The sequence below is a fragment of the Labrys sp. 22185 genome, assembly GCF_052045555.1.
In the GTDB taxonomy this organism is placed as follows: domain Bacteria; phylum Pseudomonadota; class Alphaproteobacteria; order Rhizobiales; family Labraceae; genus Labrys; species Labrys neptuniae.
Map to the genome: position 1 here is coordinate 1 of NZ_JBQEPH010000052.1, position 21,536 is coordinate 21,536.

The following is a 21,536-nucleotide window of genomic DNA, read 5'->3' on the forward strand; positions in this document are numbered from 1 at the left end:
GTCGAGGAAGCGGTGAAGGGGGCCAAGGAGCTCCCCGGTCCGCTTTACGTGGTGAAGTCGCAGATCCATGCGGGCGGGCGCGGCAAGGGCAAGTTCAAGGAACTGCCTGCCGACGCCAAGGGCGGGGTGCGGCTTGCCAAGTCGATCGAGGACGTGCGCGCCCATGCGCAGGAGATGCTGGGCAACACGCTGGTGACGGTGCAGACCGGGCCGGCCGGCAAGCAGGTCAACCGCCTCTATGTCGAGGACGGCTCCGACATCGAAAAGGAGTTCTACCTCTCGGTGCTGGTCGACCGCGAGACCAGCCGGGTCGCCTTCGTGGTCTCCACCGAGGGCGGCATGGACATCGAGAAAGTGGCCCATGAGACGCCGGAGAAGATCGTGACCTTCTCGGTCGATCCGGCCACCGGGGTGATGAACCATCACGGCCTGGCGGTGGCCAAGGCGCTCGGGCTCTCGGGCGACCTGGCCAAGCAGGCGGTGAGCCTGACCACCAGGCTCTACACCGCCTTCGTGGCCAAGGACATGGCGCTCCTTGAGATCAATCCCCTGATCGTCACCAAGGACGGCCAGCTCAAATGCCTGGATGCCAAGATGGGCTTTGATTCCAACGCCCTCTACCGCCATCCCGACATCGTGGCGCTGCGCGACGAGAGCGAGGAAGATCCCAAGGAGATCGAGGCCTCGCGCTACGATCTCAACTACATCGCGCTCGACGGCTCGATCGGCTGCATGGTGAACGGGGCGGGCCTGGCCATGGCCACGCTCGACATCATCAAGCTCTATGGCGAGGAGCCGGCCAACTTCCTGGATGTCGGCGGCGGGGCCAGCAAGGAGAAGGTGACGGCGGCCTTCAAGATCATCACGGCCGATCCGCAGGTGAAGGGCATCCTGGTCAACATCTTCGGGGGCATCATGCGCTGCGACGTGATCGCCGAGGGCGTGATCGCTGCGGTGCAGGAAGTGGGGCTGACCATCCCGCTGGTGGTGCGCCTGGAGGGCACCAATGTCGAACTCGGCAAGCAGATCATCCGCGATTCCGGCCTGAACGTGATCGCGGCCGACGACCTCGACGATGCCGCCCAGAAGATTGTCAAAGCCGTGCGGGAAGCCAAGTAATGTCGATCCTGATCAACAAGCAAACGCGCGTCATCTGCCAGGGCTTCACCGGCAAGAACGGCACCTTCCATTCCGAGCAGGCGCTCAAATACGGCACGCAGCTGGTGGGGGGCACCTCGCCGGGCAAGGGCGGCTCGCAGCATCTGGGCCTGCCGGTATTCGACACCGTGGCCGAGGCACGCCATGTCACCAAGGCCGATGCCAGCGTGATCTACGTGCCGCCGCCGGGGGCGGCGGATGCGATCTGCGAGGCGATCGACGCGGAAATCCCGCTGATCGTGTGCATTACCGAGGGCATTCCGGTCACCGACATGATCAAGGTGAAGCGGGCGCTGTCGGGCTCGAAGTCGCGCCTGATCGGGCCGAACTGCCCGGGGGTGATGACGGCGGACGAATGCAAGATCGGCATCATGCCGGGCAACATCTTCAAGAAGGGCTCGGTGGGCATCGTGTCGCGCTCGGGCACGCTGACCTATGAGGCGGTGTTCCAGACCACCCATGAGGGGCTGGGGCAGACCACGGCGGTGGGCATTGGCGGCGACCCGGTCAAGGGTACCGAGTTCATCGACGTCTTGGAGATGTTCCTGGCCGATCCCGACACCCATTCGATCGTGATGATCGGGGAGATCGGCGGCTCGGCCGAGGAGGATGCGGCGCAGTTCCTGGCCGACGAAGCCAGGCGCGGGCGGGCCAAGCCGACGGTGGGCTTCGTGGCCGGGCGCACCGCTCCCCCCGGACGGCGCATGGGCCATGCCGGCGCCATCATCTCCGGCGGCAAGGGCGATGCCGGCTCCAAGATCGCCGCGCTCGAAGCCGCCGGCGTCAGGGTATCACCCTCCCCGGCGCGCCTCGGCACCACGCTGACGGAACTGCTGGGCGACTGGTCGCCCCGGCGCCGGCAGGCAGCCGCGGGCTGAGCCGACGCTTCCGAAACACTCATGAATGCCGGTCCCCCGACATTCACCATACCGCCTTCTCCCGGGCGGTATGGGCCTTTCCTTCCGGCGGCGGGCGCGCAGCGGTGCAAGCCCGCCGCCAAAACGATGGTGGAACGACGACAGGCTGCAACGAAGAAGCTACGACGAAGGGAATCGTTCTTCCGAACCGGCTGATCCGGCCGTCATCGGTTCAAGGGCGACCCGTAAACCGTTTTAGGTATACCTAATGCAAGACCGGATAGCGTATATGCGTTATGAAGAGCATGGCGCTATCTGGTCCGGCCGGTTCAAAGCGCGTTTGAACGAAACGCGCTTTGCTCCGGCTGCTGATTCCGACGCGTCTTTGCGATTCTTGGCGATGCCGCCAAATCACAAGTACGCTTTGGGCGATTTGAGAGAGGAAGAGTTCGTGGCTCCAAAAATTCAAGCGCGTTGGCCGATTGCCGACGAATCCACTCCCGAACTGGTGCTGGAACGTTTCTCTCCGGAACAGACCTACAAGACCAAGGTCTATACCGCGCTCAAGCATGCCATCGCCAATATGGACATCTACTCTTCGCCAGAGCCGACCTGGATCGACGAGCGCCAGCTTTCCGAGCGTCTTGGCGTCAGCCGCACGCCGGTTCGCGAGGCCATCGCCATGCTCGAGCAGCAGGGCTTCGTCAAATCCCTGCCCCGACGCGGCATCATCGTGCTGAAGAAGACCAAGCGCGAGGTGATCGAGATGATCCAGGCCTGGGCGGCCTTGGAAAGCATGGCGGTGCGCCTGATCTGCCAGCGCGCCAGCGACCGGGAAATCGCGCGGCTGCGCACGATCTTCCAGGAGTTCAACGACGCCCACAAGCCGGCCGACTATCCGCACGAATACTCGACCGCCAATATCCGCTTCCACCAGACCATGATCGAGCTTTCCGGCTCGCAGATCCTGGCCGAGATGACCGAGAATCTGGTGTTGCATGTGCGCGGCATCCGCCAGATCACCATCGGCCGCGACGATCGCGCCAGCAAGTCGATCGTCGATCACCTCAACATCATCGAGGCGCTCGAAAAGCGCGACGTCGCCAAGGCCGAAGCCTATGCTCGCGACCACACGCTGGGCCTTGCGGACTATGTCGCCAAGCACAGCGATGGCATCTTCGACTGATTCATCGCCAAACTGCCTTGCGATTGGGTTGGACGACCATGAATCGCAAGGAAGCGTCGAAACAAAGCGTTGAAGCAAAAGGGCGTTTTTTTGCGGAAACGAGCTTTGCTTCGGGACAAGCGATCAGGGCAAACAGCATTGATCGCTCCCCTGCCCTGATACGATTGGAAGCCGCCATGCCCGACCTGCCCGCGACCATGACCGCCATCGCCATCAGCCGGCCCGGCGGCCCCGAAGTGCTGGTGCCGGAAGAGCGTCCGGTGCCGCGCCCCGGCGACAACGAGATTCTGATCCGCGTTGCGGCCGCCGGCGTCAATCGCCCGGACGTACTGCAGCGCGCCGGCGCCTATCCGCCACCCAAGGATGCCTCCGACCTGCCGGGATTGGAAGTTGCCGGCGAGGTCGTTGCCATCGGGCCGAAGGTCACCCGCTGGAAGGTCGGCGACAAGGTGACCGCCCTCACACCCGGCGGCGGCTATGCGCCCTTTGCCGTGACCGATGCCGGCCACGCCCTGCCTATTCCCGCCGGCCTCGACATGGTCCAGGCTGCTGCCATCCCCGAAACCTTCTTTACCGTCTGGCACAATGTCTTCCAGCGTGGCCGCCTGCAGAGCGGCGAAACCCTTCTCATTCACGGTGGTTCCTCCGGCATCGGCACCACGGCGATCATGCTGGCCAAGGCCTTGGGCGCCACCGTCATCGTCACTGCGGGCTCACCGGAGAAATGCGAGATCTGCCGCAAGCTCGGTGCCGATGTCGCCATCGACTACAAGGCCGAAGATTGGAGCGCGGCCGTCAAGCAGGCCACCGACAAGCGCGGCCCGGATGTCATCCTCGACATGGTGGGCGGCAGCTATATCGCCAAGAATTACGAGGTGGCGGCGCTGGAAGGGCGCATCGTCAACATCGCCTTCCTGCAGGGCTCGAAGGTCGAGATCGACTTCGTGCGGCTGATGACCAAGCGCCTGAGCCATATGGGTTCCACCCTGAGGGCTCAATCGGTGACGGCCAAGGCGGCCATCGCAGCGGACGTGGAGAAGAACGCCTGGCCCTTGCTGGCGCAGGGGCGCTGCCGCCCGCTGATCCATGCCGTCTTCCCGCTGGCGGAGGCGGCCAAGGCACATGCGTTGATGGAAAGCAGCAGCCACAGCGGCAAGATCGTGCTCACCGTTTAAGCCGCATCGGCCCATCAGCGAACCATGCCGGCCCCGATGCCGAAATCGGGGCGGATGCGATCGTTCACAATCCGCTCCTGTTCCCGGATGCACGGCGTCGAACGTTATCACGTCGAGCGTCCAGGACAGCGCCTTGCTTACCTATTCGGGTTTCGCGGCGTTGCACGATACGTTCGGATTGTTGTCGGCGAAGTGGCCGGCCGGATTTCGTTTCCAGGCCCAGACATGCAGCTCGTAGAATGGATCCAAACCATAGCGGTTGGGCGCACCATTGAAGTTGAAAAGATGGCCCTCCAACGCAGCCGGCCCCTTGAAGGCTATGTATTCCACGGCAACCAGCACGAGCTTGCCGTCGGGCGTTGGCTCATACATCACCGCTTCGGGCTTTGCGATGTCGATGACGCCATCCTGGAGGAAAGCGCCGTTGACGTAGTGAATGCCCATTGCACCACCCTGCTGGCCGCTGGCGCAGGGAATGGGGGCATAACCTTCGGCGACCGCTGCCGAAACATTCTTGAACCGATCATTCGCCTTGCGAACATGATCGAGCAAGAGCGACTCGCCGCCCGAATGCGCCGATGCCGAGCCGGCGCCGAGAAGGGATAATAGGGCGAAAGCCCACCAAGCACGTTTCATTTTACTCTCCAATCGAATGAGCTCTGGACAGGACATCGCGCACCGGCGGCCATGGGGGCCGCGCGGTGCCGATGTTTCAGACTGCCTCGGCTGGCACAGGATCCGGCCGCACGACGACCGTAGTTGCCACCGGATAGAACTCTTCGCCCGGCATGCCGACGCGGCGCGCATGCTCGCGAATGGCGGCGCCGTCCTTGGCTTCATAGATGCAGAATGTGCCGATGCGGCCGTCCGGTTCGTTCACCACATAGCTGCGGATCCAGCGAACCCGGTCCGGCATCTGTTCGTTTCCGATCTGCGCCGACTTGGCGCCGGCCTTTTCCAGTTCAGCGAGCGATGCCCAGGCGCTCGGCCGGCGGATGACATAAAGCTGCATTGTCGTCGTTCCCTTCGAATGGCCGGGCGTTGCCCGAACCATGCCGTGTTGCAGCCACGCACCATGCGTGACGAAGTGGAAACTAGGGGTGAGGTGGCTTGGCCGTCCTTACCGGCGGCTGATCTTGCGATGATCATTCACGCACGCCGGCGACAGTCAGCCTATCCTTGGGCGATCAGGTGGGACGGTGGCGTGGAAGTCAATTGCGGCTGCATCTCGGCTGCCATCATCTGAAGCCGGCGCGAGCCGATGCGGACGGCGACGCGTTCTGCCGCCGCAATCTCGGTCCGGGCCGCGGCGATGTCCCCCGCTTCCATCAGGATGCGGGCGAGTTCCAGCCGAACACGGGCCGCGTGGTACTCAATTCCGGCGCTGGTCCACAGCTGGCGGGCGAGCACTAGAAACCGGATCGCTTCATTGTCGCTCGCTAGCAAATAATGCGCCTCGTTGACGAGCGCGTACACGGCCGGCTGCGTCCAGCGGTCGGACTGTGTTTCCAGTTCGGCCAATGCCCCGGCTGCGATATCGCGAAGGCCACCCATTGCCGCAATGCGCATCCTGTGTGCCAGAAGGATTCCACGCCGCTGGATGTGATACCAGCTCGCGCCTTCGAGCACCCGGTCGAGCGCCGCCAGGGCCACACCCACCTGGCCCGCTTCCGCCAGCAGGACCGCGTTTCCGGGCTCGGCATCCCAGCCCGCGGCATAAGCGGCGGCGTAGTCCTTCCTGGCGCCGTCCAGATCGCCAATCATCGCTCGAATGTCGCCGCGGACGCGATAGCCGTCCCCTATCGACCAGGCCTCCTCCTCCGAGAGCTTCGGCAGAGCCTGGTCGATCGCCGCAAGCGCACCGATCAGGTCGCGTTGCGCCCCGAGGATCTCGGCGCGATGCAGGTCGCAAGTGCCCGGTATGGTGGCGTAGCTCGCCTCGCTCCAGCTGTCGAAGCCTTCGCTCCATTGCCGGGCGCGCGACCAGTCAGGGAAAGTCCGGCAACTCCACAGGATGTTGCAGTAGACAAGACTTCCGAAAACCGGATCCACATTGCTCGACAAGGCAATGGCGGCGGCGTGGTTCTGCTGGCTCACCCCTTGTTCGATGCGGCCAAGCGAGATGTTGTAGAAGCCCATATAGACGAGCGTGAGTGCAATCAGGCCCGGATCGCCACAGGCATGCGCTGCGCTATGCGATTGCAATGACAGTTCGAGCGCCTCCGCGGCACTGCCCTGGAAGATCACCTGCCGCGCCTTCATCCACAGAAGGTAGGCTGTGGTCCGCGGGTCTTCCATGTCACCCAGAAGGGCTTCAGCCCGTCCCATCCAGCCGGAGGCGGCGGCCGGAGCGGAGCGCTCCAACTCGAGTTTGGCGATCGTCACCGCCGCACGCGCGGCGAGGTTAGGCTGCCCCTCGGCAACATAGGCGGCAAGGGCGCGGGTCAGCACCGGGATCGCAGCAGCAGGGCGGCCTTGGCATTCCACCGCCAATGCCCACACATCGATGTCTGCCGCGCAGAGTTGCCCGTCGGCATCGAGCCTCTCGAAGACCATTGCGGCGCCGTGCCAGTCCTTGGCCTTGGCAAACCCCAGCGCCTGGGCACGATTGGACTCTTGCGCGTCGAACCCCGGGACAGCGGCATCAACGCTCACCTCGTCGATCGCAAAACGGTAGCCGTGCCGGACATAGCTGCGGATCGCATTCTCGAGGCCTCCGACCGACAAAGCTGCGCGCGCCAGGCTGACGGCGCGCTGCAGGGATGCTTCAGTGACATTGAGATTTGGCCACAAGGCATCCATCAATTCGTCTTTCGGAACGACGCGGCCGGCATTTCGAACGAGATAGACCAGAAGATCGAAGACGCGCGGCTGCAATTTTTGCGCAGTTCCCCGCAGCCTGAGCGCGCGCGCTCCCTCGTCGAGTTCAAAGAATCCGAAACGGTGCAGCATCGAGGCCAGTCTCAGCAGGAGCCCGCAAAACCCGGAATGATCAGCAAACGATCAGCCGCCGATAAGGACTAACTTCGGCGTTCATCGCAATTTCGCAGTCACATTACGAAACCAGACTGCGGATGAAAAGCAACATGCCCGAACTTCACCCCATCCGGCTGTCAACGCCGAGTGCCAGCCTGGTTCTGCGCGCAAAAGCCTTGGCATGGCAGGTAGCCGCACTCCTCCGGTTCATTGACCGGTCCAAATTGGCAGCCGGCGCGAGCGGCTATCTCTCCGGGCTCGGCGCGGCAGTGATCTGGAGCGGTTGGTGGACCGTGACACGCCTCGGCGTAGTCGGCGATCTTGCTGCCACCGACCTTACTGCACTGCGATTTGGCATTTCGGGTCTTTTGTTCCTGCCCCTCGTCTGGCGCGAATGGCCGGCCATACGGCTGGTGGCGCCGCGGCACCTGTTGTTCATGGCTGTCGGCGCCGGCGCGCCCTATACGCTTGTCGCGGCCACGGGCGTCAGGCTGACGTCGGCCGGCCTTGGGGGTGCCATCACGGTCGGCCTCCTGCCGGCGTTCACCTTGATCCTGTCCGTGTTGTTCTTGCGCGAGGCGGTTACGCGAACGCTGGTCACCGGCATCGCCTGCATCGTCATAGGCGCAGGCTGCATGATCGTTGGTACATGGAATGCCGGCTATGACGGCTACGCTCTCGGCTTCTTCGTCGTCGGAGCGTTCATGTGGGCAGGTTACACCGTTTCGCTCAGGCGGACTGGATTGCAGCCTCTGACCGCGACGGCGATCATTTGCGTCGCATCGCTGCTGCTCTACACACCGGCCTGGCTGATCATGTCCGGTCCGGGACATCTGCTTGCCGCTGCCCCTCGAGAATTGCTGCTGCAGATTATCTATCAGTCCCTGCTCTCGGCGATTGCCGCGCTCTACTGCTACGGCCGGGCCATCGGACGGCTCGGTGCCACGCGCGCCTCCGTCTTCGCAGCGATCGTGCCGCTGTTTTCGGTGATCATCGCGGCAGTCGCCCTGCATGAAAGCCCGAGCATGGTCGAGGCGTCCGGCGCAGCGCTGCTGACCATTGGTGCGATCGTCGCAGCACGAAGGACCGGCAGCCAGCTACGGCCTATTCCCGATGCCGGAAAACACCGAGCTTGAGGGCCGACCAATGGCCTCCCGACAAGCGTCCCCTCGCCGTCGCGACGGCCAACTCAGGAGCAGGCTATGACCGACAGGAGCAGCACTGCTGCAGCCACGCCCCCTTACCACAGCCTGGAAAGCCGAATGTACCGCGTGCCCGCAAGATGGCGACGCGATCGCAACATGGCACGGACCACGGGAGTGCTTCACGCCCGGCCCGATTCCGCATGGCGCAACATCGACCGGTGTCGCCCGCTTCAAGCCCCCGATTGACCACTGACCCACATCGCCCCCGACACCTCCCGAAAGGATCCAACCATGTCCAACATTCACAGCTCCATTCTCGAAACCATCGGCAATACCCCCGTCGTACGCCTGGCTCGCCTCGAGCCGAAGGGGATCGAACTTTACGCCAAACTCGAGGCATTCAACCCACTCGGCTCTGTCAAGGATCGGCTGGCGCTCGGCATCATAGAAGCCGCCGAGCGCGACGGCAGGCTGCAGCCAGGCCAGACCGTCATCGAAGCAACGAGCGGTAATACCGGCATAGGCCTTGCGATGGTTTGCGCGCGCAGGGGCTATCCGCTGGTCATCGTGATGGCCGAGAGCTTCTCGGTCGAACGCCGGAAGTTGATGCGCTTCCTCGGAGCGCGGGTCGTCTTGACACCCGCCTCCGAGAAAGGAACGGGAATGGTCGAAAAGGCGCGCGAACTTGCGGCTGCGCATGGATGGTTCTGGACCCGGCAATTCGAGAACGAAGCAAACGCCGATGTTCACAGCGGCACCACCGCGCGCGAGATATTGCGAGATTTCGGAGGGACCGGCCCCGACTATTTCGTCACTGGAGCGGGCACCGGCGGTACGCTCAAGGGGGTTGCGCGGATCCTGCGGGCCGAGAGCCCAAAAACGCGGATCATCGTGGCAGAGCCTGAAAACGCCCCGATGTTGGCAAGCGGCATGGGTCAGCACTACAAGAGCGACGCGACCCCATCCGAAAGCCATCCCCTGTTCCGCCCGCATCCCATGCAGGGATGGAGCCCTGACTTCATCCCCAAACTGACCGCAGATGCCGTCGCCTCCAGCCTGGTCGACGCCATCCAGCCCGTTGGCGGCTCGCAGGCCTTGCATCTGACCCGGGAACTCGCGCGGCAGGAGGGTATTTTCTGCGGTGTCACGGGCGGTGCGACATTGGCGGCTGCGCTTGAGGTCGCAAAGACGGCACGGCCAGGCAGCCGGATCCTGTTCATGGTTCCCGACACCGGCGAGCGTTACCTCTCGACACCGCTGTTCGAGGCGATCGAGCAGGAGATGGACGCGGCCGAGAGAGAAATCTCGAACTCAACGCCACTATGCCGCTTCGGCGTCCCGGCAGCACAACCTGCTGCGGTTTCCGCGGCGGCGATCGATACGGCCCCCGATCATGCGCACAGCTTCGTCGACCAGGCGATCAAGGACCCCGACCAACCCGTGGTGATGTTCGCGCTGGAATGGTGCGAGTTCTGCTGGGCCGTGCGCAGGTTCCTGAAGGACATGGGCGTCCCCTTCCGTTCCGTCGATCTTGATTCGGTGGCGATGCAGGCTGGCGGTCTGGGCGGAGACATCCGCAAGGTGCTGCGCCCGATGACCGGCGCAGCCACGATCCCGCAGATCTTCATCGGCGGCATTCACGTTGGCGGTTCGGTCGATCTCCTTCAACTTCACGATGCCGGCAAACTGGTATCGCTCCTCGGCACAGCCGGAGTCACGCCGGCAGGCGACATCACGCTGACGGCGCGGAGTTACCTGCCAAAATGGCTCGCCGCTCGGCCCGCCGCATGATGTTCAGCGCATGTATTCCTGACGCCGGCCCAGGGTGACCTTCTTCGAACTCCTCAAGGCCGGAGGTGATCGGGATCGGCGGTGATGCACGAAGGTCCACCCCCACGATCTCCGGCCTGGTCGCGAAGGCCGAAGGTGAGATTTGCCGCTGCGGCACGAGGCAGCCGCAGCGCCATGGCGGTTCTGGATCTGTCCGCACTTCTTCGGCCAAACACAAAAAGGCCTGAGGGACTCGCATGGAATCCCTCAGGCCTTTTGCGTGAGATGCGACGAAAAGTGCCCTCACCCAGCCTTGGCGGTCTTGGCCGGCGGGTTGTTGCGGCCCCAGCGCAACGACCCGAGGCCTGCAGCCTTGGCGAGGCGCGAGCGTTCCGCAGCATAATTCGGTGCAACCATGGGATAGTCCTCCGCGAGGCCCCATTTGCTACGGTATTCCTCCGGCGACATATTGTATTTGCTGCGCAGATGCCGCCTCAGCGATTTGAATTTCTGGCCATCTTCCAGGCAGACGATGAAATCGGGCGTCACGGACTTGCGTACTGGTACGGCTGGACGCAACGGTGTCGCTTCCTCGACTACCGGCTGTTCGCGAAGCTTGGACAGGCTGTCGTGAACCATTGATATGAAAGATGGCAATCCGTCCGTCGGAATAGAATTGTTAGCGACGTAAGCTGCGACGATATCCACCGTAACATCGATTAAATTATTGTCAGCTTCCTGCATATCCGGAATGATCCCCGAGTTACGTTTGATGAAAGCAGCATTTTGCCACGTTGGGGCAAAAAAGCACATTACATTTCGTTATAGTTAGGAACCTCTGCCTGGACCGACTGCCGACGACCGCGACATATTGAGGCAGCCTGACACCTAAGCCGGGAATATTTGTCCAAATACCATCCCTCCTCATTCGTCAGACATGATTTGGTGACCTGACGCAGGATAACCCGCGCGATCACCGCGCTTCTTCTCCCAACCGGCATCGGCGCCCTGGGTTGCATGAATCAGCTCGTGAGGGGCTTGTTTTTTGAAGAAACGGCCATCGGTGCGGGCAGCGTTCGCTTTCGACCGCCCCTTGGTTCCCATCCCTGCCGGCAGGGCTTGAGGCACTCGCATGCCGATGGATGAAAGCCTCGCCGGCCCGCAACCAGGTGTGATCACAATTGCGTGTTCAGCCCAATCGCGCCGATCGGTGCACGGACGCCGCCTGCCGATGAAGGCATTCGGCATGGCCCTGCGACAGAATCGCATCGGCAGGCTCCCTCCTTTGAAGAGGTCAGGCATCGTCGAGGGCGGGATGTGGTCCTGGGCGCTACGCGCGGATATGCAAGGCGAGTATCAACACCAGGGCCGCTGCCAGCCCGACCAGACCGGCAAGGACGATGGCGAGGCGGAACCCATCCGCGAAAGCATGGGCGAGCAGGTGCCGGAAGTCGCCTGCAGCCATGGCCAGGCCGGCTGGCACCTGATGCCGCCGTACGGCGACGCTGGCCAGCGCAAGCGACGATGTCTGCCCGGTTTCGGCCAGGGCCTGTGCCATCGTCGCCACCGCGCGTCCCGCCATCATGGTGCCGAGCAAGGCGATGCCGCGCGGCTTTCAGCCTGGATCAGCGGCGCCGTTGCGACCTATCTGGCGAATTTCCAGCTCCACGACGTGGTCTTCCACGATTTCCCCCATAGCCAACGGCAGTCGCGCGAGAAGGACGCCGTCATCGCCCAGCTCGCCACGCTGCTGGACGAGGGGCGGGCCGTGGGAGTCTGGGCCGTTCCGCAAAGCCGCGCCGTGGCGCTCATCCTGTTCGACGGCATGCACGGTGTCGTCGACGATGCCATCGCAGCGGGAGAGCATGCGCCCGAACCGCTATGCCACCTGCTGTCCGGCCTGTTTTTGCGCATGCTCGCGACCTGATCCGGCCGGGAGGGCAGCAGCATCCGAAGGCACCGGGCATCCTCTTCCTGACGAAACAGGCATCGACAATGCACCACCGCACTCTGGGGCCGCACACCTAGCGCAGCGGCTGGCCAAGCGATACAGAGCGGCCCGGCCCCGACATCGGTCTTTTCCTCAAGGTGGCGGATTCTGCAATCATGGTCACCAGGATCGCGATCGCCAGGACGGCGACGATGCAGACGGAGAAATGGAATTGCCGGCCGGCATCGCCCTTTGAAACGCGGCGCAGGCGATGGTTTTCCTCGGTGAAGTCCAACAGCGTTTCGTCGCGAGGCATGGCAGCACTCCCTCTGTCACGACAGGCTTCCGATGCCTCTCAATGACAGCGGACCGGTGCTCCGCTCTGTGCGAAATAGCACAGCAGTCTTATGAATTCCTGGCGTTTCGGCTCAAGAAATGACGGTACATTTTGGTTCAAAATAGGAGACAACGATCGTAAAATGCGCGGAATCAAGGCGTTATTGGAGGAATAAGTTCTACGGGAATGCATGCTATTTGGATCCGCGAAAGCGGCCGTGCACCCTTACGCTGCGATATCGCTTATTTCCTGTGATCGATCTCCACCCCGCAGGAATCGCGACGACATCGCAGGATGGGAGCTTCGTTCAATCGACGCGCCCTGCCGCGGAGCAACAAACCTGGCATCCCGCGCCTAATATAGGAACATTTGAGCGCCTGGATGCATTTGCTTGCAAAGAGGTATTGCAACCATGATCCTAGACGACAAGAACACCCTCGTGCTGGTCGGTGATGGCAGGAAGGCGCTTTTTCTGCGCCAGATCGGCCATGGCAACAAGGCCAGTCTCGCCGTGGACCAGGTCCTGCAGGAAGACAACCCTGCCACACGGGAGCAGGGCACAGACCAGCCCGGGCGTACCGGCACAGGCAGCAATGGCCGTACCAGCGCCATCAAGGAAACAGACTGGCATCGGCTGGGTGAAGAACGCTTTGCGGCCGGGCTCGCCGAAATACTCTATCGACGCGCTCATGCCGGCCAATTCGACAGGCTGGTCGTGATCGCCCCGCCAAAGGTGCTCGGCGACCTGCGCCAGGCCTTCCACCAGGAAGTCCTGGAACGCGTCAGCCGTGAAATCCCCAAACAGCTGACCTCGCATCCGATCGAGGATATCGCGAGGATGCTGCGGGAATAATCACACCATCATCCGCTTCGGCCGGCCACAATGCCGATCCGGGATCGGATCGGCATTGTGGCCCGGGCCTTGCAAATGTCCTATCCGACCGCGCTCGCGGCTTCGTCGATCAGCTGGCTGACCTCAGCCGGCCTGGAAGCGAGCGAAGCATGGCTGGCCTCGAGCGTGATGACCTTGCGCGGATTCATGCGCCCGGACATGCGCTTCTGGTTGTCGGGAGCGATCATGCGGTCGTGGCTGGAAATCTGGTACCAGACCGGCTTCACCTTCCAGGCCGGTGCAGTGACGTTGTCGCCGAAGGTGGACGCCAGCGGCGCCTTCTGGGTGACAGCCATGATCCGGGCTTCCTCGGCGCTCAGATCCTGGCAGAAACTTTCGCCGAACTTGTCATATTTGATCCAGAGATAGCCATCGCTGTCCGGCGCGATATTCGGAAACGCCTCGGGCGGGACCTGTTGGCTGATTGCACCGGGGCTCTCGCCGGCGTCGGGCGCGAAGGCGGCGATGTAGACCAGGCCCGCCACGTTCGGCAGGCCGCCGGCCTCGGTGATCACCGCGCCCCCATAGGAATGGCCGACCAGCACCACCCTGCCTTCCTGCTGCTTGACCATCTGGCGGGTACGCTCGGCATCATCCGCCAAGCCGGTGAGCGGCAATTCCACGGCACGGACCTTGTCATACCCCAGGCGCGTGAGTTCCGTGATCACCTTGGCCCAGTGAGCCGCCCCGCCCCAGAAGCCATGGACCAGCACAATCGTCGTATCCTTAGCCATCGTATTCCTCACCCGTGTTGAGCGCGCATGCGCAGGCACCATCCTATCGCGCTTTTGTGTCGGCTCTGCATGAAACGACGCAAAGGAGGAGCGCGGGCCCGCCACGCGCCTGGACGGCGGCCCCCTCATCCTGAGCACCCCTGCGGGCGGAATGACCCGCCCGTGTCTCCCGCTGCGATCGTGGTTTCGAGACTGCCCCATCGGCGCCCATCACGGGGCTGGGCCGCACAACTCGTAGAGTGCCTGGCCCATCGTCGCATTGACCGGGCGCGATCTGGCCTGGGGATGGCGATCCACATAGCGGCCGAGCAGCTCCACTGCCGTCCTGTCGGTCATGCCGGCAAGGCACTGCCGGCGGTGGCGCGTGATACTGCAGCCGTCACCGAGGCAAGTCGAGAGCTGCTCCATCACGATGGCCAACGCGAAACCCCGCCGATAGTCGTCGGGCCAGGCGAGCCAGGCATCATAGCTCTGCGCCTGCGCCGGGCCGCTGCAGGACCAGAGCGCTACCCCCATGAGCAATCGGCTCGCCGCAAGCCAGCTGCCGCTCTTCATCGCGTGCTCCCGAAATTCCGGATTGCAATGTCGCATCTTTTGCCGAAAGCCGGCAGACTTTTCAGGTTGGAAAAACACGCCCAAACAAGCTGTTGCGGACGAGGCCCGCTTCGCCGGCTCGCTTCCCGCCTCGGCCGGGAGGTCCTATTTGAACGGGCGCGCCCATTCGGCGAGCCTGCGCCTGAAGGCCGGCGGCCAGGCCTTCACGTCCGGCCGGACGGCGATGGGCTTGTTGCTCTCCTTCCAGGCCAGAAAAGCCTGCTTCTTCGAGACGTCGACGATGTAGAATGCCGTCTCGTCCGGGCAGCGGATCTTCAGGCAGGACGAGCCGATCACCGCATCGCCCTCGACGTCGACGCTGCCCAAGCCGTTCAGCAGGCGCTTGAATGTCGCCTCGTCCGGCCCGAGCATCTCGACCAACCGGCTGGCGATCGTGCCATAGCTGAAGATCTGGCTGGGATGCTGCGCCTTCAGGTCGAGCGCGTTTTGCCGGATCATCGGATCGGGCGCGGTAGCCGTTGTCTGCGGGGCCGAAAAACCCGTCTCCGGCAGCCATACCCATCGGGTGCCGTTGCCATAGGACGTGGTCTCCTCGAAGACGAAGCCGACACCGGAACTCGTGAATTCCACGTTTTGGCACTCCCCGATGGGGCCATCGAAACGGGCCGGCTTGCCCGGCGGGAAAGCAATGATGAACCGGGCGGGGGCGCAGGCATTGCCGCCGCTGCCGGCATAGCCGATCGCATAGCCCATCCCGCCGATGACGCCGATCTTCTCGAGGGCGATCACCCCGTTCTCGGCGACGATCTTGCCCTCGACCTCGAGCTGGCGGCCGTCGTCGTCGGTCTCGATCAAGGCGATCTTGCGTCCGAACAGCTCCAGAGGCTGCCAGCGCACGGGCTTTCCGGCATGGGCAGACGCCGCCAGGAACAGGCCCAGCCCTATTCCCAGGCAGAGTGTCCCGGCAGGACCGACGCGAAGGGATGGCACATTGCTGTTGCCTATTGCTCGTTCCCACGGGCCAGCCGCCAGAAACCTGCCCCGCCTCATCGCACCCAGCATCGATGTACTCCTGCCAGACAGGCGTCGATAACGGGCATCTAATAGCACCCGGCCCGCCGCCGCCACTGTTCCGGCCGGAGCAGTTCGGGCCGCAAACCGCCGCTCCGGTTACCGCGCGCTATTTCAACTGGTTCCGCCCGGAGGCTGTTCGACGCGTCCAACCAACTGTCTCCCGAAGTACGAAGCAAAGGCCCGGCTTCGCCCACCCGGCATAGATCCAGTGACGCATCGATCTTGCGGGCGCAGCGTATACGAATTCCCCCTCTGCTCACGCCGGATCATCTTGGCACGTGGAGCAATAAGAATGCTTCGAATAGTCTGGACAATGTCTTTACGCTCGTGGATAGCATGGGCCCAGGCAAAGCAATGCAAGAGAGAAGCCATATGTTTCCGGACCCCAGAGGAATGTTGCTGCAAGTGCTGCCAAAGGGAGGCATTGGTGTCGAAATAGGTGTTCTCATGGGCGACTTCTCCGCCCAATTGCTGCAGATCACACAACCCAGGAAACTATATCTGGTCGACCCATGGATGCATTTCGACGATGCTGCGCACACGACAACCTTTTATGGCGGGCCGGCTTTTACGCGCGAGGAAGTCGAAGGGCGCTATCCTCGAGTCGTCGAACGATTTCGCGAACAGGCACAAGCCGGACTTGTCGAGATCGTTCGGGACTTCTCCACCAACTGGGCCAATAAGGTTGGGGATGCGACGCTCGACTATGTCTATGTCGACGGCGATCATAACAAGGATGCCGTTACCGCCGATATTGATGCATTCTGGCCGAAACTGAAGCCCGGCGGCATCATGGCTTTCGACGACTACACATTGAGCGGATGGTGGAAAGATGGCGTGGTCGCGCCCGTTCACGCCTTGCTCGGCCGTGAGCGCTGCCAATTGGATTTGGCGGTCGGCAGCCAGGTCGCCGTGCGCAAGCTGTAGCGCTGGATGTGCCTTCCTGTCATGCAGGCCTCCCGTTGCAGGAGGTCGGTCCCGTAGGCGGAACAGGTCACCGATTGATAGTTGATGAAAGAGGGAGGCCCGGGCGGACGGTTGCTGAGGCTGTCATCCGGGCCTCCGGCCTCCATCCTCGTCAGGCGGGAAGCGCACCGAGGCTATCCTGTGACCCGGTTCAGGAGCAATCGCCTCTTTAGTACTAGTGCTTCCAGATGCGAAGGTCCGGCCGTTCCGTCTTCGTTGAACGGACAGCTGCTCCCAATAACGTCATCCGGCTTTGCCCAATATCCGTTCTGCAGCACCTCATGCGTTTGTGGCCCGGCGAGGCATGCGCCATTGCCCGCGACGACGATAAACGTATAGCCTGCCAAAGGGCCCTACTACCGCAACTGACAGTTTGAGAACCAGGAGGGATGCAAGGAATGCGACAGGCTGGAACGGCGCCGCTTCATCCGCTCAAACTTGCCTTGCTGGGCGCGCTTGCCGTTCTTGCGCCCCCCGTGGACGCCAAAGATCTTTCCGATTTTGAGCGCATACTTCCCAAAAGCATTGCGGGCATGACTCAGGTCAAGATCCATAAAACAGCGACGGACGGGCAAGTCATTGCCTTTTACGGAGGCCAGGCGAGACGAGCCACGGTCTTCATCCTGCCCGTAAGCGGCGAGGATGCCCATGGCGTCACCCGGGCCTCGCAGGCCGTGCTCCTGGATGCCACGGCGGCGGGACTCAAGGAGGGTACCAAGGCACTGGGAGATAGCTACTGGACAGGCTCGGTCCAAACGCACACGCTCAAGGCCGACAATATTGAGATGGCCTGCACCAAGGTGGAAATGCGGCAAGCTGGCGAGAAGGGACCGCCAGACCAGATGCGTCTGATGGATCGCGGTTGCTTCACCCAGGTAGGAGACGTTGTGATCGGGACCTATGTGACGACGCCGTTCAAGGAGTCGCTTCGATCTGCGCTGGAAAAGGATCAGCTTACCTTCTGTGGTGCCTTCACCTCGGCGATGATCAATGAAAAGCGATAGAAACGACTTTCCAGCACCGCCAAGACCGCGTTCTATGACATTTTTGTCGATCTGCGATCGTGCCCAGCCGCGCTCCAATCCGTAGAGACTGCGGCCAGTCAGGTCGTCGAGGTTCGGCACTATGCAAGCTGTTCAACCAACGGTTGGCGCAGGAAGCGTTTCGCGCGTCTCACCAGCACGGCACACAAAAACCGCGTCGCGGTTCGATCATCTTTTCTATGAGAGAGATGGTAGCGGGAGAGCGTTTCGTTCGTTCTCACCGATAGAGCGTCCCCTACGGTGTGGGGACGGCGGCGGCTCAAGGGTGGTAGGACGGTTCAAATCCGCATGGGGGATTTGAACCAGCGCCCCCTCCCGTGTGAAGGGAGTTTCCCTTCCCGGCCAGAAGGACGCTACGAAAATCTGCCCAAATATTGCTTAAGTCGATCTTCTTGCGACGTCTTTTTCTGTTAAGATGGCGCAACGGTATGGTGGAATGCTGCGATGAAGAGTGGCCTGCTGTTTCTCGTATTTTCTTCAGTCTTGGCCGGCTGTGCACCGCAGGCCCCAAAAATTAATATGAGCACGTATGCTCCAGGCAACGTCTATCGTGCGCGCTGCCAAAACATCGGCGTTAATCCGGATTCGCCGAGAGGGCATATCTGTATAAAGTATCAAAGAGAAGCGGTGGCGGCGTTTCTTGATTGTGCCGGGGCCGTTCCCACGGCGCAAATTCAACAGTGTATCAAGCGTAAAGCTCCTGTCGCGCAAGCTTGGATATGGAATGCGACTCATCCTCAGCGCCCAGTATAGAAGGGCGAGAACGAGGTTTGCGACGAATCCCCAAGGCCAAACGTAAAGAACGCCCCCGAACTTAGCATGACGAGAGGTATGCTCAAATCTGAGCAGTCCAATGATCTCAATTGCTTAACGTCGGATTGCCGCCGAGGCATTCCAAGCCAGAACAGCCCTTCATGATCCAGACAGACAAAGCTGCCCCCAGCCCGAAGGCCAGGGGCACCCCTGCTGACGCGTTATCGCACTCGAACGCACTGGCCACTACCATTAAGGCCGACCGAGCCTGAATAGAGCGCCGCCCCGATTAGATAAATGGGCGTTGTCCCCTGCGTTGAGGTCAAATCAAAGGTATGCGGACCAGCACGCAGAGTTCCACTACCTGGGATCTGCGACATTCCATAGCCAGGTGCGAGTGGCCAAGAATTGGGCGCCGTGTTGAATGAGACCTGCGTTGTCGTGATCGACGTACCGCTTCCCGCCACTGCGATAAGTCCCGCAGAGCATTCCCATACACCAGGCGTTAGGTTAACCGTTGCAACGGTCACGGGACTCCCGTTGGGCGCGGATGTCACCGAGCCGGCAACGCTCGCGACTTCTCCTGGCTGGCCTTGGTAAAGCGCTGACGCTGCATCGGTAGGGCCCCAACTAAAGGCATTTGCTGGGGGATGACTTTCCGCTCCATATTGGCCCGCAAATACGTTGTCGCGCACCGTTACACTGGTGGCAGTCGGATCAACGGCGATCAAATTACTGTACTGCAAATTGTAATGATAGAGATAGTTATTAATAATCCTTACGCCGTTCGCGCTTCCCTGAGTCCCACAGGGGTTATTCGATCCAAATACATGAATATAACTGCCTATCGCCGCACCATTTCCATCATTTGATAGCCAAGCTTGTTCCAACGTTCCATTCGCAACCCGACAAAAGCGAAAGAAATCTTGATTCTGCCCTTTCCATGTTGCGTTCGCATCAGTAAAGGGCTTGGCGACCAGCCAATCGCCCCCTCGGATCGTCAAGAGGCCAACGGACTGCGCATCAATAAAGCCCGAAGTCGCATTGCAGGAAAAATTATCGATATTGTATTCGAGGGGCGAATAATCCACTTTAGACGAATATATTTTGATGCACTGTTTTGCATTTCCAGCAGCACTATTGAGGATCGATACATCTTCAAAGGGTCCGATCGCACCAACTGCACCACTTGCATAAAAAGTGTAACCGGTCTTGTAATTCTGTACGATTGTATTCGTGATGTGATTTATAAAAGCCCCCCGCCCTATCATAGTAATGCCGTCCCCCACGGTGGGGTCCATAGCTCCGACAGGCTCAGATCCACTGAAATAGTTTACACCACTATAACAAGAAGTATTCTCTATCTGAGACCCTCCCGCATTCACAATATACATGCAGTTATTGAAATTGTTAATTTGAATATTGTGCGTATATAAATTCTTGAATGGCCTAAATACACCATAAAAGCCGTAATTATTTCCGCCGACTTTCGCCTGCGTAACCGTTAGATCCCGCAATTCAATGCGATCCGCTTTGGTGGCATTGTCGATTGTGGCTGTACTGCATATATTGACGCCATCTACGAATTTATCTTGAACGGGATTACCCGAGCTATCCAACAGCGGACCTGTGCCAGCATTGTTCTTCCAACTGCTATCAGATCCAAAAATCAGATTGGTCTGATCCTGCCCACTTCCTTGAAATACGATAGATATTCCACAACTTTTGATTGGACTACTAAAATAAGCCCTTCCCTTTGGAAATCTAATATAAACATTACTCCCAGAAAACGTTGTTATATATTTTTGAATGATAGAATTAACAGCTACGCCATCAATTTCATCATTAAGAGAATCCGCCACGAGGCCGGCATTTGTTTTCCACTGCGCAAGAGTCCAACCAGTAGAGTTCATGCCATTGAAGTTCGTAATCTCGAAAAGGCGATGATGATATCCATCCCCCATGTACCCCCAACCGCGCAGTGTTCCCTCATCCACGTTGATCTGATTTTGAGATGCGGGCAACGGTGCTGAACCAATGCCTACAGTTCGAAAATCCTGCGGTGTTGCAAAGAGGGGACTTGAATATTGAGATGCAGGAACGGTTGTATCCGGCGGCAAGGTATCGGACAACACATTTCCATTCTGGAGAAACAAAAAACCCAATAATGCCAATATAATTACAGGCATATTATAGACTTTATCTGTTTTCATGCAACTACACCTCTTTAAATTATTTGACAAAACTAAGGAAATTTTGATTTCCCATTTACAAAAGGTGGACTTCTTCGTGTATAGAATAAAGTACCCTGTCCTCTTTAGAACAAAGAATGAACGAAAAAGGGCTCTACCTCAACGGCGGGAGTGTTACGAAAACGAGAGATTCCTCCCCTTGCATTCTGGAAGGAACTGGGATTCGGGGATTGCGGTTGGCTTAGAGCCGCAGCGGCGGTTTATTAAATTGAAGTTTTCAGCTCACCTTGTTGCCTGGTAGGCTCTACTTATACCAACGGGCAGGATTTCTGACTCACGGGGGATTCCGCAAATCATCCTGATCTGATTCCCTGGGGTGCGGGGGGTATCGCGCATGCCATCAGCGGTGAAGATGAGAACCGATTTGACGCCAGCCGAGCTTCGGCGGCTGGCAGCCAGTTCCAAACACGCCAACCAGAGCCGTCGGCTGTTGTCGCTTGCCGCGGTGATGGAGGGGCGAAGCCGGGAAGAGGCAGCGCGGATTGGCGGCATGGACCGACAGACCCTGCGCGATTGGGTTCATCGCTTCAACGAGCTTGGGCCCGATGGGTTGAAGGATAATTGGTGGAAGGGGCCAGCGCCGCTTCTGACCTCAGATCAGCTCACGGCCCTTTCCCAGATCGTCGAGACTGGGCCGGATCAAGGCGAAGACGGCGTGGTGCGTTGGCGGCGGGTTGACCTCAAGCGGGTGATCGAGGAACGCTTCGGCGTCGTCTATCATGAACGGACCGTG

The 21,536-nt window shown here is 60.7% G+C and carries 21 protein-coding genes; 12 read left to right on the forward strand and 9 right to left on the reverse strand.

Features of this window, described 5'->3' with window-relative positions:
- The 4 genes from sucC to ACTJKX_RS35745 form a co-directional block, all read left to right on the forward strand.
- On the forward strand, positions 1-1,119 hold a 1,119-nt coding region (sucC, locus tag ACTJKX_RS35730), incomplete at its 5' end, for an ADP-forming succinate--CoA ligase subunit beta (RefSeq protein ID WP_394315741.1).
- Positions 1,119-2,036, forward strand: coding sequence for a succinate--CoA ligase subunit alpha (gene sucD, locus ACTJKX_RS35735; protein WP_415086489.1), 918 nt, complete (start codon positions 1,119-1,121; stop codon positions 2,034-2,036). The genes sucC and sucD, both read left to right, overlap by 1 nt.
- Before the next feature lie 430 nt (positions 2,037-2,466).
- Positions 2,467-3,201, forward strand: coding sequence for a GntR family transcriptional regulator (locus ACTJKX_RS35740; protein WP_311945174.1), 735 nt, complete (start codon positions 2,467-2,469; stop codon positions 3,199-3,201).
- Between the two features lie 176 nt (positions 3,202-3,377).
- Entirely contained in the window at positions 3,378-4,376 is a 999-nt protein-coding gene (locus ACTJKX_RS35745) for an NAD(P)H-quinone oxidoreductase (protein WP_311945172.1), read from the forward strand.
- Between the two features lie 141 nt (positions 4,377-4,517).
- Here ACTJKX_RS35745 and ACTJKX_RS35750 read toward each other — a convergent pair whose 3' ends face one another.
- From ACTJKX_RS35750 to ACTJKX_RS35760, 3 genes are all read right to left on the reverse strand, one after another.
- Positions 4,518-5,012, reverse strand: a complete 495-nt coding sequence (locus ACTJKX_RS35750) for a hypothetical protein (protein WP_440728237.1) — start codon at positions 5,010-5,012, stop codon at positions 4,518-4,520.
- Positions 5,013-5,088: 76 nt separating this feature from the next.
- Entirely contained in the window at positions 5,089-5,388 is a 300-nt protein-coding gene (locus ACTJKX_RS35755; protein WP_367625475.1) for a DUF4242 domain-containing protein, read from the reverse strand.
- A 161-nt stretch (positions 5,389-5,549) separates the two neighbouring features.
- Positions 5,550-7,328: a winged helix-turn-helix domain-containing protein gene (locus tag ACTJKX_RS35760; protein WP_440728228.1), complete on the reverse strand. Its 1,779-nt coding sequence runs from the start codon at positions 7,326-7,328 to the stop codon at positions 5,550-5,552.
- 134 nt (positions 7,329-7,462) lie between these two features.
- Here ACTJKX_RS35760 and ACTJKX_RS35765 point away from each other — a divergent pair, with 134 nt between their 5' ends.
- On the forward strand, positions 7,463-8,488 hold the full coding sequence (locus tag ACTJKX_RS35765; RefSeq protein ID WP_440728229.1) for a DMT family transporter: 1,026 nt from the start codon (positions 7,463-7,465) through the stop codon (positions 8,486-8,488).
- 300 nt (positions 8,489-8,788) lie between these two features.
- Positions 8,789-10,288, forward strand: coding sequence for a pyridoxal-phosphate dependent enzyme (locus ACTJKX_RS35770; RefSeq protein WP_394315421.1), 1,500 nt, complete (start codon positions 8,789-8,791; stop codon positions 10,286-10,288).
- A 282-nt stretch (positions 10,289-10,570) separates the two neighbouring features.
- On the opposite strand, the gene ACTJKX_RS35775 is transcribed toward ACTJKX_RS35770, so the two are convergent.
- A complete protein-coding gene (locus ACTJKX_RS35775; protein ID WP_376717803.1) occupies positions 10,571-11,011 on the reverse strand; it encodes a MucR family transcriptional regulator in 441 nt (146 codons plus the stop codon).
- Between the two features lie 388 nt (positions 11,012-11,399).
- On the opposite strand from ACTJKX_RS35775, the gene ACTJKX_RS35780 reads away from it, so the two are divergent.
- Positions 11,400-12,194: a hypothetical protein gene (locus ACTJKX_RS35780; protein WP_440728230.1), complete on the forward strand. Its 795-nt coding sequence runs from the start codon at positions 11,400-11,402 to the stop codon at positions 12,192-12,194.
- A gap of 97 nt (positions 12,195-12,291) precedes the next feature.
- Here ACTJKX_RS35780 and ACTJKX_RS35785 read toward each other — a convergent pair whose 3' ends face one another.
- Positions 12,292-12,513: a hypothetical protein gene (locus tag ACTJKX_RS35785; protein WP_440728231.1), complete on the reverse strand. Its 222-nt coding sequence runs from the start codon at positions 12,511-12,513 to the stop codon at positions 12,292-12,294.
- Positions 12,514-12,946: 433 nt separating this feature from the next.
- Between ACTJKX_RS35785 and ACTJKX_RS35790 the strand changes: the two genes are divergently transcribed.
- The gene (locus ACTJKX_RS35790; protein WP_311945157.1) at positions 12,947-13,387 is read left to right on the forward strand and encodes a host attachment family protein; all 441 of its coding nucleotides are present in this window, start codon (positions 12,947-12,949) and stop codon (positions 13,385-13,387) included.
- 80 nt (positions 13,388-13,467) lie between these two features.
- Here the strand turns inward: ACTJKX_RS35790 and ACTJKX_RS35795 are convergent, their stop codons facing one another.
- From ACTJKX_RS35795 to ACTJKX_RS35805, 3 genes are all read right to left on the reverse strand, one after another.
- Entirely contained in the window at positions 13,468-14,160 is a 693-nt protein-coding gene (locus ACTJKX_RS35795) for an alpha/beta hydrolase (protein ID WP_394315418.1), read from the reverse strand.
- A 210-nt stretch (positions 14,161-14,370) separates the two neighbouring features.
- The gene (locus ACTJKX_RS35800) at positions 14,371-14,715 is read right to left on the reverse strand and encodes a hypothetical protein (protein ID WP_394315417.1); all 345 of its coding nucleotides are present in this window, start codon (positions 14,713-14,715) and stop codon (positions 14,371-14,373) included.
- Between the two features lie 144 nt (positions 14,716-14,859).
- Complete coding sequence (locus ACTJKX_RS35805) at positions 14,860-15,705, reverse strand: hypothetical protein (RefSeq protein ID WP_440728232.1); 846 nt, start codon at positions 15,703-15,705, stop codon at positions 14,860-14,862.
- A gap of 477 nt (positions 15,706-16,182) precedes the next feature.
- Here ACTJKX_RS35805 and ACTJKX_RS35810 point away from each other — a divergent pair, with 477 nt between their 5' ends.
- The 3 genes from ACTJKX_RS35810 (at position 16,183) to ACTJKX_RS35820 (ending at position 18,551) form a co-directional block, all read left to right on the forward strand.
- A complete protein-coding gene (locus ACTJKX_RS35810) occupies positions 16,183-16,716 on the forward strand; it encodes a class I SAM-dependent methyltransferase (protein ID WP_440728233.1) in 534 nt (177 codons plus the stop codon).
- A gap of 437 nt (positions 16,717-17,153) precedes the next feature.
- Positions 17,154-17,759, forward strand: a complete 606-nt coding sequence (locus ACTJKX_RS35815) for a hypothetical protein (RefSeq protein ID WP_440728234.1) — start codon at positions 17,154-17,156, stop codon at positions 17,757-17,759.
- A gap of 483 nt (positions 17,760-18,242) precedes the next feature.
- Entirely contained in the window at positions 18,243-18,551 is a 309-nt protein-coding gene (locus tag ACTJKX_RS35820) for a hypothetical protein (protein ID WP_440728235.1), read from the forward strand.
- A gap of 221 nt (positions 18,552-18,772) precedes the next feature.
- Here the strand turns inward: ACTJKX_RS35820 and ACTJKX_RS35825 are convergent, their stop codons facing one another.
- The gene (locus tag ACTJKX_RS35825) at positions 18,773-20,764 is read right to left on the reverse strand and encodes a hypothetical protein (protein WP_440728236.1); all 1,992 of its coding nucleotides are present in this window, start codon (positions 20,762-20,764) and stop codon (positions 18,773-18,775) included.
- 373 nt (positions 20,765-21,137) lie between these two features.
- On the opposite strand from ACTJKX_RS35825, the gene ACTJKX_RS35830 reads away from it, so the two are divergent.
- A partial coding sequence (locus ACTJKX_RS35830) for a helix-turn-helix domain-containing protein (RefSeq protein ID WP_440727952.1) occupies positions 21,138-21,536 on the forward strand: 399 nt, incomplete at its 3' end.